Source organism: Lysobacter sp. OAE881 (genome assembly GCF_040546665.1).
Classification (GTDB): domain Bacteria; phylum Pseudomonadota; class Gammaproteobacteria; order Xanthomonadales; family Xanthomonadaceae; genus Lysobacter_J; species Lysobacter_J soli.
In genome coordinates, this window is the sequence record NZ_JBEPOG010000001.1 from 1,368,124 (window position 1) to 1,381,870 (window position 13,747).

Here is a 13,747-nt window from a genome sequence, read left to right on the forward strand (position 1 = left end):
GCATGAGCATGCGCGCATGAGCCTGGAAGCCGGCTTCGACCTGATCGTCATCGGCGGCGGCTCCGGCGGCCTCGCCGGTGCATTCCGCGCGGCCGAACACGGCGCGCGCGTCGCGATGCTGGAACCGCACCTGCTCGGCGGCACGTGCGTGAACGTCGGCTGCGTTCCGAAGAAGGCGATGTGGCTCGCGGCGGATGTCGCCGGCCGGCTGCGCCTCGCGCAGACGCTCGGATTCGACGTCCCGCCGGCGACGCTGGACTGGCCGGAATTCATCGTCCACCGCGAGCGCTACATCGCCAACATCCACGCCAGTTACCGCCGCCGGCTCGATGCGGCGGGGATCATGGTGGTGCCGAGCTTCGGCCGCTTCGTCGATGCGCGGACGGTCGAATGCGAGAACGGCACGCTGCTGCGCGCCCGACGCATCCTCATCGCGACGGGCGGGCGGCCGCATCGGCCGGAGATCCCCGGCGCCGAATGGGGCTGCGTGTCGGACGATTTCTTCCAGTGGCGCGCAGCGCCCGAACGCGTCGCGATCGTCGGTGGCGGTTACATCGCCGTCGAACTGGCCGGCCTGCTGCAGGCGCTTGGCAGCCGCGTGGACCTGTTCGTGCGTGGCGATCGCCTGCTCAACGGGTTCGATCACGAACTGGCCATGCAGCTCGGCGAGGATTACCGGCAGTCCGGCATCCGCCTGAATTTCGGTCATTCGATCGCCGCGCTGGAAGACAAGGGCAGGCGCGTGCGTTGCGAGGACGGCGAGCTGAGCGATCCGTTCGATGCCGTGCTGTTCGCCACAGGTCGCAAGCCCAACAGCGAACGTCTTGAACTGGAGCGTGCCGGCGTCGCCACCGATGTCGGCGGCCACGTCGCTGTCGACGAACGCCATGCGACGAATGTCGACGGCATCTTCGCGATCGGCGACATCACGCCGAATCCGCCGCTCACGCCGGTCGCCATCGCCGCGGCGCGGCGCCTGATGGATCGCGTGTACGGCGGCGCGACCGCGCTGCTGGATGCGCGCGACATTCCCACCGTGGTGTTCTCGCATCCGCCGATCGGGCAGGTGGGCCTCACCGAGCGCGAGGCGCGTGAAATCCATGGCGATGCCGTGCATGTGTATCGCGCCGGATTCCGGCCGATGCTCTCGGCGCTTGCCGACGTCCCGCAGCGCAGCCTGTTCAAGCTGGTGTGCCTGGGCGACGAAAAGCGCGTGATCGGAATCCATCTGTTGGGCGAAGCGGCGGACGAGATCCTCCAGGGCTTCGCCGTCGCGCTGAAGCGTGGCATCACCTTGAACGACCTGCGCGACACGGTCGCCATCCATCCGACCAGCGCCGAGGAAGTGGTGCTGATGCGCTGAACGCGCGACGAGACCTGCACGATGAACGCGCCCACGACACCGACATCTTCACCCTGCATCGCGGCACCGCGCCGCTGCTGGTGAGCCTGCCGCACGACGGCAGCCACATTCCCGAGGAACTCGCAGCGCGCATGGTGCCGGCCGCGCGCCGTGCGCCCGATACCGACTGGCACGTGTCGGTGCTATACGACTTCGCGCGCGAGATGGGCGCGTCGATCATCGTGCCGCGTCATTCGCGCTACGTCGTCGACCTGAACCGTCCGCCTGACGACACCTCGCTGTATCCGGGCCAGAACACCACGGGCCTGTGTCCGGCCGTGCAGTTCACCGGCGAGCCCGTGTACCTCGAAGGCCAGGCGCCCGACGAGGCCGAAGTCGCGAGGCGTGTGGAGCGTTACTGGCGTCCGTACCACGACGCGCTCATGGGCGAAATCGAGCGCCTGCGCGCGCAACACGGTCGAGTGGTGCTGTGGGAGGGCCATTCGATCCGCGGCAGCAACCTGCCGTTCCTGTTCGAAGGCCGGCTGCCGGATCTCAACTTGGGCACGGCCGGTGGCGCGAGCTGTTCGCCGGCATTGCAGCAGCGCCTGGAAGCGGTGCTGGACGGTCAGATCGACTACGACCATGTCGTCAACGGCCGTTTCAAGGGCGGCTACATCACGCGCCATTACGCCGACCTCGCACGAGGCGTGGAGACGGTGCAGCTGGAAGTCAGCCAGCGTAATTACATGGACGAGGACAGATTCGCTTACGACGCCGGGAAGGCGGCGACGCTACAGGCGGTGGTCCGCAACCTGCTACGGGCGACGCTGGGGTAGGCGCGCGAATGGTGCGGTCTTCCACCGTTACATGCCGATTTGCCACCATCGGTTCGATGGTGGCAAATCGGCGGAAGGGGCATGGCAGCGTCCGAATGCCCCGATCCGACACCCGCAGGTTATTGCACCCGCATGGCGCGGATGTGGTCGAGGTTGGAGCCGTTCTCTGACACGACGTACACCGTACGACTGCCGGAGATCACCACGTAGCCGCCGTTGTCCTGGCGCCACAACGTCTGGCCGGTCTTCGCATCGATCCCCCAGAGGAAACCTCGGCCCGAGGTCGAGTTCTCCGTACTGACGAACACCACGTTGTTCGTGGCCACCACGTTGTTTATGAAACGCGTCTGCTGTTCAGTTCCCGGCGCGACCCACGTCCAAAGGATCCGCGAGGTCTTCTCGTCCATCGCTTCCAGCGTGGGCGGCAGCTGTCCGGCCCGCTGGGCATAGACGGCGCTGTTGCCCACCGCGAAGAACGAGTTGTACGAGTACTGCGTGATCCAGTTCTTCGCGCCGCCAATGACATTGAAGCTGGAAAGCCGGGCGCCGCGCGCGGGCGTGAAGGAGTGGCCGATCAGATCCGCGTGCGGCCCGTACGCCATGGTGACCGTGCCGGGGAGCAACATCCCGTCCGAGTCGTAGTCGAAGAAAGGAGCGCTGTAGCCGCTTCCCCGACGGTCGACGACATCGATCGTCGCACCCGAACGAAAGTAAAGGTGCCCGCCGTCATCGAGCGTCGGCGTGGTCAGCTGCAACTCGTATCGGGGCAGCGTCCACAGCGGTGAGCCATTCCGCGCATCGATGGCGTGCAGTTCGTTCCCGTCTGGACCGGCGAAAAAGAACAGTTGCCCGCGATCTTCGGTCGGCGCGACGATGGCGGCCGTCGGCGACGTCGTCTGAGCGTAGGTAAACGCGACCTTGCCTGTCTTGCCGTCGAGAGCGGTGATCAGGGTGTCGTTACCGACCGTCACCAGGTAAGCCAGTTCGCCGTTACTGGCTGGGGCCACCGCCCTGATCCCATCGGCGACGCGACGGTTCCAACGGAGGCTGCCGTCCAACTCGTTGAGCGAAATCATCGTGTTGCGCTGGCTACCATCGGCCATCGTTGCGCCGGCTACCAGGATGAGCGAACCCTGCGTCGTCGCGGGTCGGCCAACGTACAGTTCGGCCGCCCCGGGAACCGCCGGCGCATCCCATTCCCACGCGACCTGCAGGCGCGTGGGATCGATGTTCGTGGGAACGAAGCTGGTGTGGGTAGCGTCGCGGTTTATCGTTTGCCATTCGCCGAGCGTCGCGACCGCGACCCGGAAGTCGACACGCACCGCATTGCCCCACGTCTGCGCGCACGCGGCATCGCGGCAGGCGGTGATTTCAATCTGGCCCGTGTGGTCGCCGCTCAGCACCGGATCCTTCGCGGCGAGGTCGTACCGGAAGGTGCCGTTGCCTGGCGCGGCTTGGACGGCGGGGTTCGCGAACGTGCCCGACGGGTCGTTGACCCTTAGGTAGACCACGCCGCTGGCAGGAAGGTTGGTTGCCTGCCACGTGCCTTCGAGCACCGCCGCGACCGGCTCGCCGGCCGCGACTGAAGCCGTTACCGGGCCCTTCGGCGGCGCCGTCCGAACCGCCGCCACCACCGCCACCCCCACCACAACCGGCAGCCAACAGCGCGACGACGACTGCCGCCGCGAATCCTGAATTCCTTGAGTTCACAACTCCCCCTGTCTTTCCATGAGTTCTTTGCGCCGCTTCATGCGGACGCCGATGTCGCTTGAGGATCCGGTCGACGCAGGATCCGGGTGGGGCTCCCCAGCCCCGTTCGTAGCTACCTCAGACTTCGAGCGTCGCCAGGTCGCCCTTGGTTTCCAGCCACTGCTTGCGGTCGCCTGCGCGCTTCTTCGCGAGCAGCATGTCCATCAGCGAATGCGTTTGCGTGTCGTCGTCGACGGTGAGCTGCACAAGGCGGCGCGTGTCGGGATGGATCGTCGATTCGCGCAGCTGCGAGGGGTTCATCTCGCCCAGGCCCTTGAAGCGGGTGACGTTGACCTGCCCGCTGAAGCCCTTCTTGCGATCGCCCTTCTCGCGTTCGATCTTCTCCAGCAGGATGCGCTTTTCCTCTTCGTCCAGCGCGTAGAACACCTGCTTGCCCACGTCGACGCGGAACAGCGGCGGCATCGCGACGAACACGTGGCCGGCCGCGACCAGCGACGGGAAATGCTTGAGGAACAGCGCGCTGAGCAGCGTCGCGATGTGGAGGCCGTCGGAGTCGGCGTCGGCGAGAATCACCACCTTGCCGTAGCGCAGGCCCGACAGGTCGTCCTTGCCCGGATCGCAACCGATGGCGACGGCGAGGTCGTGCACTTCCTGCGAAGCGAGGACGCTGCCAGACGCGACTTCCCAGGTGTTCAGGATCTTGCCGCGCAGGGGCAGGATCGCCTGGAAATCCTTGTCGCGGGCCTGGCGCGCGCTGCCGCCGGCGGAGTCGCCTTCGACGAGGAACAGTTCCGTGCGCGACAGGTCCTGGCTCGAGCAGTCGGCCAGCTTGCCCGGCAGCGCAGGACCCTGCGTGACCTTCTTGCGGACGACCTGCTTCTCGGTCTTCAGGCGCGCGGCGGCGCGTTCGATCGCCAGCTGCGCGATCTTCTCGCCCAGTTCGACGTGCTGGTTGAGCCACAGCGAGAACGCATCGTGCGCGGCGCCTTCCACGAAGGCCGCGGCCTGGCGCGACGACAGGCGTTCCTTGGTCTGACCGCTGAACTGCGGGTCGGTCATCTTGATGCTGAGCACGAAGGCAACGCGGTCCCACACGTCTTCCGGCGCGAGCTTCACGCCGCGCGGCAACAGATTGCGGAAGTCGCAGAACTCGCGCAGCGCGTCGGTGAAGCCGGTGCGCAGGCCGTTGACGTGCGTGCCGTGCTGCGCGGTCGGGATCAGGTTGACGTAGCTTTCCTGCACCAGCTCGCCTTCCACGACCCACGCGACGGCCCAGTCGGCGGTCTCGGTGTCCTTGGTGAGCTTGCCGACGAACAGCTCCGGCGGCAGCAGCTCACGCTCGGCAAGTTCGCCGCGCAGGTAATCGCGCAGGCCGTCCTCGTAGTACCACTCGTTGCGCTCGTCGGTCGCTTCGTCGAACAGCTTCACCGTCAGGCCCGGGCACAGCACGGCCTTGGCGCGCAGCAGGTGCCGCAGGGCGCGCACGTTGAACTTGGGCGTGTCGAAGTACTTCGCGTCGGGCCAGAAATGCACGCGCGTGCCGGTGTTCTTCTTGCCGACGGTGCCGACGACTTCCAGCGGCGTCGCGCGGTCGCCGTCCTTGAAGGTCATGCGGTATTCGTTGCCGTCGCGCTTGATCCTGACCTCGACGTGCCTGGACAGCGCGTTGACCACGCTGACGCCCACGCCGTGCAGGCCGCCGGAGAAGGTGTAGTTCTTGTTGCTGAACTTGCCGCCCGCGTGCAGGCGCGTGAGGATCAGTTCGACGCCGGGGATCTTCTCTTCTGGGTGGATGTCCACCGGCATGCCGCGGCCGTCGTCGGACACCGAGCAACTGCCGTCGTTGTGCAGCGTCACCTCGATGGTGCGCGCGTGGCCGGCGAGGGCCTCGTCGACGGCGTTGTCGATGACTTCCTGCGCCAGGTGGTTCGGGCGCGCGGTGTCGGTGTACATGCCGGGGCGGCGCTTGACGGGGTCAAGGCCGGAAAGGACTTCGATGTCTGCGGCGTTGTAACGGGAACTCATTCTTCGACGACTTCTTCGAGGACGTACGAGGCGGAGCGGGGATGGTCGGTGGCCCGGGCCGGAAATACAACACGCGGGTGATGTCGGTCCGGTCGGGAAGCATCGGGGCCACCTGTCACCCAGGTTGAGACGCGCCCGCGACCCTTGTGTCGGGCCGGCGACCGCCCCACATCGGCCCAGGCGCCCCGTTCAGTGCAGGCTTGGCGCCGCGAGGGTAGGGTGCCGCCAGCGTCGCGGCCCGCCCGCAGCGCCGCCCGCTTCAGGGCGTGTTCTCTCCACTGGAGGTCGTATCCGATGAACATCCGCAAGCTCGTCCTTCCCGCCGTGATCGCCGCTACGCTGGCGACGCCCGCCTTCGCCCAGCAGCAGCCCGCGCCGCAGGCCGACGCGGCGAAGAACGCGCAGTCGCAGCCGTCGCGCGACAAGGCCGGCCCGAAGGCCGACGCGCCGAAGGCCGACACCGGCAAGACCGGCAAGAAGGACAAGGCCGACCCGACCCGCGAGCCGGAGGAAGAGGACGAGCGCTGAGCCTCGCCGCCGCCGCGGTCCGCGATTCCGACGCCCCGCAGCCGCGGGGCGTTTTCGTTTCCGGCGTGAAGCGGCGCGATTGTGGGGCGCAGGTGCCAAGCCGGCGCCGCGGAACGCATCGATGCGCCCCCATGAACGCGACTCGGCTCGCCCTCAACCGGCCGAGCCGGTAAACTACGGCTTTCCAGCGGCAGTAAAACCATGACTCCCCTGATTTTCGTCACCGGCGGCGTGGTGTCCTCGCTTGGCAAGGGCATTGCAGCAGCCTCGCTGGCGGCCGTCCTCGAAGCGCGCGGCCTGCGCGTGACGATGATGAAGCTCGACCCCTATATCAACGTCGACCCCGGCACCATGAGCCCGTTCCAGCACGGCGAGGTGTACGTCACCGACGACGGCGCCGAGACCGACCTGGATCTGGGCCATTACGAGCGCTACCTGCGCACGCGCCTGTCCCGCAAGAATTCCATCACCACCGGCCGGATCTACGACAACGTGATCCGCAAGGAACGCCGCGGCGATTACCTCGGCGGCACGGTGCAGGTGATCCCGCACATCACCGACGAGATCAAGCGCTGCATCGTGGAGGCCACCGACGGCTTCGACGTGGGCCTGGTCGAGATCGGCGGCACGGTGGGCGACATCGAGTCGCTGCCGTTCCTGGAGGCCATCCGCCAGATCCGCTCCGAGCGCGGTCCGGAGGGGGCCATCTTCATGCACCTCACCCTGGTGCCGTGGATCGCCGCGGCCGGCGAACTGAAGACCAAGCCGACGCAGCACTCGGTCAAGGAACTGCGCTCGATCGGTATCCAGCCCGACATCCTGCTGTGCCGCAGCGAGCAGCCGCTGCCCGACAGCGAGCGCCGCAAGATCGCGCTGTTCACCAACGTCCCCGAGCGTGCGGTCATTTCGGCCGTCGATCTGGACAACATCTACAAGATGCCGCGCCGCTTCCAGGAAGAAGGCCTGGACGCGATCGTGCTCGACCGCCTGCGCATCACCGCCGGTCCGGCCGACCTGTCGGAATGGGACGAGGTCGTCGATGCCAGCGAGCATCCGGTCGACAACGTGACCATCGCGGTCGTCGGCAAGTACGTCGACCACCAGGACGCCTACAAGTCCGTCGCCGAGGCGCTCAAGCACGGCGGCCTGCGCCAGCGCACGCGCGTGAAGCTGAAGTGGCTGGAGTCGTCCGACATCGAACAGCAGGGTGTGGACGCGCTGAACGACGTCGACGGCATCCTGGTGCCGGGCGGCTTCGGCGATCGCGGCTTCGAGGGCAAGGTGCTCACCGCGAAGTTCGCGCGCGAGACCGGCCTTCCGTACTTCGGCATCTGCTACGGCATGCAGGCGGCGGTGGTCGATTACGCGCGCCACGTCGCGGGCCTGTCGGGCGCCAACAGCACCGAGAACGACAAGGCCAGCCCGCATCCGGTGATCGGCCTGATCACCGAATGGCGCACGTCCTCGGGCGAGATCGAACGCCGCAGCGAGGAAAGCGACCTGGGCGGCACGATGCGCCTGGGCCTGCAGGAGCAGCGCCTGAAGCCGGGCACGCTGTCGCGCGAGATGTACGGCAAGGACGTCGTCGCCGAGCGCCATCGCCATCGCTACGAATTCAACAACCGCTACCGCACGCAGCTGGAAGACGCCGGCCTGACCATCAGCGCCAAGTCGATGGACGACCTGCTGGTGGAGATGGTGGAGCTGCCGCGCGATGCGCATCCGTGGTTCCTGGCCTGCCAGGCGCACCCGGAGTTCCTGTCGACCCCGCGCGACGGCCATCCGTTGTTCGTCGGTTTCATCCGCGCCGCGCGCGAGCGCAAGGCGCAGGCGGGTGGTCGGTTGCTGAAGGAAGCGACGGCCTGACGCTGTTCTCCCTCCCCTTCAAGGGGAGGGCCGGGGAGGGGATGGTGTCCCTTGCCGGATGCGGTACACCACGCCACACCATCCCCACCCAACCCTCCCCTTGAAGGGGAGGGCTCAAAAGCGAAGAAGCGAATGAACCTCTGCGGATTCGAAGTCGGCCTGGACCAACCTTTCTTCCTGATCGCCGGCCCCTGCGTGATCGAGTCGATGCAGCTCCAGCTCGACACCGCCGGCAAGCTCAAGGAAATCACCTCCGAGCTCGGCATCAACTTCATCTTCAAGTCGAGCTTCGACAAGGCCAACCGCACCTCCGCCACCAGCTTCCGCGGCCCGGGCCTGGAGGAAGGCCTGAAGGTGCTGGCCGAGGTGAAGAAGCAGATCGGCGTGCCGGTGCTGACCGACGTGCACGAATACACGCCGATGGACGAGGTCGCGGCCGTCGTCGACGTGCTGCAGACGCCGGCGTTCCTCTGCCGCCAGACGAACTTCATCCAGAACGTCGCCCGCGCCGGCAAGCCGGTGAACATCAAGAAGGGCCAGTTCCTCTCCCCGTGGGAGATGAAGCACGTCACCGACAAGGCCAAGGCCACCGGCAACACGCAGATCATGGCGTGCGAGCGCGGCGTGTCGTTCGGCTACAACAACCTGGTCAGCGACATGCGCTCGCTGAGCGTGATGCGCGACACCGGCTGCCCGGTGGTTTTCGACGCCACGCATTCGGTGCAGCTGCCTGGCGGTGCCGGCGGCAAGAGCGGCGGCCAGCGCGAATTCGTGCCGGTGCTGTCGCGCGCGGCGATGGCGGTCGGCATCGACGGCATCTTCATGGAAACCCATCCGGTGCCGGACGAAGCGCTGTCCGACGGCCCGAACGCGTGGCCGCTGCCGAAGATGCGCGCGCTGCTGGAAACGCTGCTGGAAATCGACCGGATCACCAAGAAGAACGGTTTCCTCGAATCCACGGTCTGAACCTTGCCGGACGAGGCGTGCGGTGACGGCGCTGCCGTAACGCGCCGTGCCGCCCTTGTCCGGTTCTGCTTTAATCCGTGTCCAAATCCGCTTTCGCCCCTACGACGAAACCCATGACGACCATCGCCAAAGTCCACGCCCGCGAAATCCTCGACAGCCGCGGTAATCCGACCCTCGAAGCCGAAGTCACGCTGGCCGACGGCAGCTTCGGCCGCGCCGCGGTGCCCTCGGGCGCGTCGACCGGCACCAAGGAAGCCGTGGAGCTGCGCGACGGCGACAAGACGCGCTACCTCGGCAAGGGCGTGCGCAAGGCGGTGGAGAACGTGAACACCACGATCGCCAAAGCGTTGGAAGGCTTCGACGCCGACGACCAGGCTGGCCTGGATCGCCGCATGATCGACCTGGACGGCACCGAGAATAAGGGCCGCCTCGGCGCGAACGCGCTGCTGGGCGTGTCGCTCGCCAACGCCCACGCCGTGGCGGCGTCGAAAAAGCTGCCGCTGTGGAAGTACCTCGCCGGCAACCGCGAGGCCGCGCTGCCGGTGCCGATGATGAACATCATCAACGGCGGCGCGCACGCCGATAACAACGTGGACCTGCAGGAATTCATGATCCTGCCAGTCGGCGTGGACAGCTTCGCCGAGGCGCTGCGCGCCGGCACCGAGGTGTTCCACGCGCTCAAGTCCGTGCTCAAGGGCCGCGGCCTGAGCACCGCCGTCGGCGACGAAGGCGGCTTCGCGCCGGACCTGCGTTCGAACGAGGAAGCGCTGGAAACCATCCTGGAAGCCATCGGCAAGGCCGGCTACAAGGCGGGCGAGGACATCCTGCTCGGCCTGGACGTCGCCTCCAGCGAGTTCTACGAGAACGGCAAGTACAACCTCACCGGCGAAGGCAAGCGCCTGACCAGCGAGCAGTTCGTCGACTTCCTCGCCAACTGGGCCGCGCAGTACCCGATCGTCACCATCGAGGACGGCATGGCCGAGCACGACTGGGCCGGCTGGAAGCAGCTCACCGACAAGATCGGCAAGAAGGTGCAGCTGGTCGGCGACGACCTGTTCGTGACCAACCCGAAGATCTTCAAGGAAGGCATCGACCAGGGCGTGGCGAACGCCATCCTGATCAAGGTCAACCAGATCGGCACGCTGACCGAGACGCTGGAAGCCATCGCGATGGCCGACGCGAACCGCTACGCGGCGATCGTCTCGCACCGTTCGGGCGAGACCGAGGACACGACGATTTCCGATATCGCCGTGGCCACCACCGCCACGCAGATCAAGACCGGCTCGCTGTGCCGCAGCGACCGTGTCGCCAAGTACAACCAGCTGCTGCGCATCGAGGAAGCGCTCGGTTCGGCCGCGAAGTACGCCGGCCGCGACGCCTTCGTTTCCCTCAAGCGCTAAGGCACGGGGCACGCGCGCATGCGCTGGTTGCGACTGCTGCTGGTGCTGCTCGCCGGATTGCTGGCGTTCCTGCAGTACCGCCTCTGGGTGGGCGAGGGCGGCAGCCGCTCCGTCGCCCGCCTGGACCGGCAGGTGCAGCAGCAGACGCGCGAAAACGCGGGTCTGCAGCAGCGCAACGACGCGCTCGCGGCCGAAGTCGAGGACCTCAAGTCCGGCGAAGCGGCCGTCGAGGAGCGCGCGCGCAGCGAGCTGGGCATGATCAAGCCCGGCGAGACGTTCTATCGCGTGGTCGAGCCGGAAGGTTCAACCACGCCCGCCACCGACACGCCGCCTGCCGACGACGCGCAGGCTCCGGCGCCGTGACACCGCGCATCTGGGCGGTGTTGCCCGCCGCCGGCCGTGGCACACGCTTCGGCGGCGAGGTTCCCAAGCAATACCTCGAAGTGGCCGGCAAGCCGCTGATCGCGCACGCGCTCGACGCGCTGCTTTCGCACCTGCGCATCGACGGTGCGATGGTCGCGCTGGCCGCGGACGACGCACGGTGGCCAGGCTGGAGCTCGCGCCATGGCAAGCCGCTACTGCGCTGCCACGGCGGCGGCGAACGCGCCGATTCGGTCCTCGCGGCGCTGCGCGCGCTCCCATCGGATGTCGGCGACGACGCGTTGATCCTCGTGCACGACGCCGCTCGCCCCAACCTGCACGCAGGCGACATCGATCGACTCATCGACGTGGCAACGACGCACGCCGATGGCGCCATCCTCGGCGCACCCGTGCGCGACACGCTCAAGCGTGCCGACGCGGCCGCGCACATCGTCGCGACCGAGCCGCGTTCGGCGCTGTGGCGCGCGTTCACGCCGCAGGCTTTCCGCCGCGGCGCACTCACGGCCGCCCTGGAACGCGCCCGTGCCGACGGCGTCGTCGTCACCGACGAAGCCATGGCGATGGAACGCATGGGCGCGCATCCGGCGCTGGTGGAAGGGCGCGAGGACAACCTCAAGGTGACCACGCCATCCGACCTCACGTTGATGGAATGGCTGTTCCAATCCAGACCGGATCAAGGGGGATCCGAATGAAGGCACTGTTCGCAACGCTTGTCCTGGCCACTGGCCTGTGGGGTACTCCGGCGCATGCCGGCGAGGCGGGGGCCGCGTTGTCCGAGTGCCTCAAGCGCTCTGCGACGCCGGACGATCGCCGCATCCTCGTGCAGTGGATCTTTTCCGCCATCGCGATCCATCCGGACCTGCAGGCACTGTCCGCGATCGACGACGGGCAGCGCGCGAAGATCGAGAAGGACGCGGCGGCGACGTTCGAACGCCTCGTCGCCGTGGATTGCACCGTACCGGCACGCCAGACCATCGTGGCCGAGGGAACCGAAGGCTTCGGCAACGCATTCAAGACGCTGGGCGAGCTCGCGATGGGCGGCGTGGTGGAGAACCGCGACGTGCAGGTCGGGATGTCGCGCCTGGGTGAACTGGTCGATTCGCAACGCATGCTCAAGGCATTGATCTCGAAATGAACATCCGCATCGGCCAGGGCTACGACGTGCACGCGTTCGGCGATGGCGACCATGTCGTGCTCGGCGGCGTACGCGTGCCGCACGATCGCGGCGTACTCGCGCATTCGGACGGCGACGTCGTGATCCACGCGCTGTGCGACGCGATCCTCGGAGCGCTGGCGCTGGGCGACATCGGCAAGCACTTCCCGCCGAGCGATCCGCAGTGGAAGGGCGCCGACAGTCGCGCGTTCCTGCGCCACTGCGATGCGCTGGCACGCGAGCGCGGCTGGCGGCTGGGCAATGCCGACGTGACCGTCGTGTGCGAGCGGCCGAAAGTCGGTCCGCACGCAGCGGCGATGCGCGAGGTGCTCGCGCAGGAACTCGCCGTCGAAGTCGACGCGATCAGCATCAAGGCGACCACCAGCGAGAAGCTCGGTTTCACCGGGCGCGGCGAGGGCATCGCCGCGATGGCCGTGTGCCTGCTGGTGAAGTCGTGAGCGAGCCCGCGCTGCCGCGTGCGCACGGCGAGGCCGTGCTGTCGGCCAACATGCGCTCGACGCCGGAGGATTTCGTCGTCGAGGAACTGCCGGGATTCGAGCCTTCCGGTGCCGGTGAACACCTGCTGCTCACCGTCGAGAAGCGGGGCATGAACACCGGCTTCGCGGCGAAGCACATCGCGCAGTGGGCCGGCGTGGGTGAGGTCGCCATCGGCTACGCAGGCCTGAAGGATCGCCACGCCATCACGCGGCAACGCTTCAGCGTGCACCTGCCGAAGAAGGTCGCACCGGATTTGTCGACGCTGGATTTCGCGCAGGGCGAAGAACGCCTCACCGTTGTCGAACACACCTGGCACGCCAAGAAGCTGCCGCGAGGCGCGCTGGCGGGTAACCGTTTCGTGCTCACGCTGCGCGGCGTGTCCGGCGAGCGCGCGGCGATCGAACAGCGCCTGCGATCCATCGCCGAACGCGGCGTGCCCAACTATTTCGGCGAACAGCGCTTCGGCCGCGACGGTGACAACGTCGCCAATGCACGTGCGATGTTCGCCGGGCGCCGCGTGCGTCGCGAGCAGCGCACGCTGCTGATGTCCGCCGCACGTTCGGAGCTGTTCAACCGCGTGCTCGCGCAACGCGTGCAGCGCGGGAGTTGGGACACGCCGCTCGACGGCGAGGTCTGGATGCTCGACGGAAGCCGCAGCGTGTTCGGCCCCGAGCCGTTCGACGACGCGCTCGCGCAGCGCCTCGCCTCATTCGACATCCACCCGACCGGCCCGCTGTGGGGACGCGGCGAACTGCGTTCGACGGGCGACGCCGCGCGGGTGGAAACCGAAGCGCTGTCCGGCGAGGAGGCGCTCGCACTGCGCGCCGGCCTGGAAGCCGAAGGCCTGAAGCAGGAGCGTCGCGCGCTGCGCCTGAAGCCGGCGGAACTGACGTGGTCGTGGCGTGAGGACGACGTGCTGGAAGTCGCCTTCGCCTTGCCGCCGGGTGCATATGCCACGGTCGTGCTCGCCGAATTGGGCGACGTACGCGCGGTGGGGCGCGCGGGCTAGGCACGCTTCACGCCGCATCCGCGACCGTTC

13 protein-coding genes are annotated in these 13,747 nt (G+C 67.5%); 11 read left to right on the forward strand and 2 right to left on the reverse strand.

The features are described 5' to 3' along the window. The first annotated feature begins 16 nt into the window (after positions 1-16). Together gorA and hutG are read left to right on the forward strand one after the other, a co-directional pair. Positions 17-1,363: a glutathione-disulfide reductase gene (gene gorA / locus ABIE51_RS06410; protein ID WP_192630103.1), complete on the forward strand. Its 1,347-nt coding sequence runs from the start codon at positions 17-19 to the stop codon at positions 1,361-1,363. A 14-nt stretch (positions 1,364-1,377) separates the two neighbouring features. Next, positions 1,378-2,181, forward strand: coding sequence for an N-formylglutamate deformylase (gene hutG, locus ABIE51_RS06415; protein ID WP_354504824.1), 804 nt, complete (start codon positions 1,378-1,380; stop codon positions 2,179-2,181). Between the two features lie 119 nt (positions 2,182-2,300). Here hutG and ABIE51_RS06420 read toward each other — a convergent pair whose 3' ends face one another. Next, positions 2,301-3,821, reverse strand: a complete 1,521-nt coding sequence (locus ABIE51_RS06420; RefSeq protein WP_192630105.1) for an outer membrane protein assembly factor BamB family protein — start codon at positions 3,819-3,821, stop codon at positions 2,301-2,303. Positions 3,822-4,008: 187 nt separating this feature from the next. Continuing rightward, positions 4,009-5,916, reverse strand: a complete 1,908-nt coding sequence (gene parE, locus ABIE51_RS06425) for a DNA topoisomerase IV subunit B (protein WP_115840923.1) — start codon at positions 5,914-5,916, stop codon at positions 4,009-4,011. A 294-nt stretch (positions 5,917-6,210) separates the two neighbouring features. Here parE and ABIE51_RS06430 point away from each other — a divergent pair, with 294 nt between their 5' ends. The 9 genes from ABIE51_RS06430 to truD all read left to right on the forward strand — a co-directional run bounded on the left by ABIE51_RS06430 (position 6,211) and on the right by truD (position 13,717). Continuing rightward, a complete protein-coding gene (locus tag ABIE51_RS06430) occupies positions 6,211-6,444 on the forward strand; it encodes a hypothetical protein (protein ID WP_192630106.1) in 234 nt (77 codons plus the stop codon). A 201-nt stretch (positions 6,445-6,645) separates the two neighbouring features. Beyond that, the gene (gene pyrG, locus ABIE51_RS06435; protein ID WP_192630107.1) at positions 6,646-8,310 is read left to right on the forward strand and encodes a CTP synthase; all 1,665 of its coding nucleotides are present in this window, start codon (positions 6,646-6,648) and stop codon (positions 8,308-8,310) included. A gap of 132 nt (positions 8,311-8,442) precedes the next feature. Next, positions 8,443-9,276 (forward strand): 3-deoxy-8-phosphooctulonate synthase, encoded by an 834-nt coding sequence (kdsA, locus tag ABIE51_RS06440; RefSeq protein ID WP_115840920.1) that lies wholly within the window; start codon positions 8,443-8,445, stop codon positions 9,274-9,276. Between the two features lie 113 nt (positions 9,277-9,389). Further along, positions 9,390-10,676: a phosphopyruvate hydratase gene (gene eno, locus ABIE51_RS06445; protein ID WP_192630108.1), complete on the forward strand. Its 1,287-nt coding sequence runs from the start codon at positions 9,390-9,392 to the stop codon at positions 10,674-10,676. An 18-nt stretch (positions 10,677-10,694) separates the two neighbouring features. Beyond that, positions 10,695-11,039 carry a cell division protein FtsB gene (ftsB, locus tag ABIE51_RS06450; RefSeq protein WP_115840918.1) on the forward strand — a complete coding sequence of 115 codons (345 nt, stop codon included), beginning with the start codon at positions 10,695-10,697 and terminating at the stop codon, positions 11,037-11,039. Beyond that, a complete protein-coding gene (gene ispD, locus ABIE51_RS06455; protein ID WP_192630109.1) occupies positions 11,036-11,749 on the forward strand; it encodes a 2-C-methyl-D-erythritol 4-phosphate cytidylyltransferase in 714 nt (237 codons plus the stop codon). Before ftsB ends, ispD begins: the two co-directional genes overlap by 4 nt. Further along, complete coding sequence (locus ABIE51_RS06460) at positions 11,746-12,192, forward strand: hypothetical protein (RefSeq protein ID WP_192630110.1); 447 nt, start codon at positions 11,746-11,748, stop codon at positions 12,190-12,192. Before ispD ends, ABIE51_RS06460 begins: the two co-directional genes overlap by 4 nt. Continuing rightward, positions 12,189-12,668 carry a 2-C-methyl-D-erythritol 2,4-cyclodiphosphate synthase gene (gene ispF, locus ABIE51_RS06465; protein WP_115840915.1) on the forward strand — a complete coding sequence of 160 codons (480 nt, stop codon included), beginning with the start codon at positions 12,189-12,191 and terminating at the stop codon, positions 12,666-12,668. The genes ABIE51_RS06460 and ispF overlap by 4 nt, the downstream gene beginning before the upstream one ends. Next, positions 12,665-13,717, forward strand: a complete 1,053-nt coding sequence (gene truD / locus ABIE51_RS06470; RefSeq protein ID WP_192630111.1) for a tRNA pseudouridine(13) synthase TruD — start codon at positions 12,665-12,667, stop codon at positions 13,715-13,717. Before ispF ends, truD begins: the two co-directional genes overlap by 4 nt. Positions 13,718-13,747 lie beyond the last annotated feature (30 nt).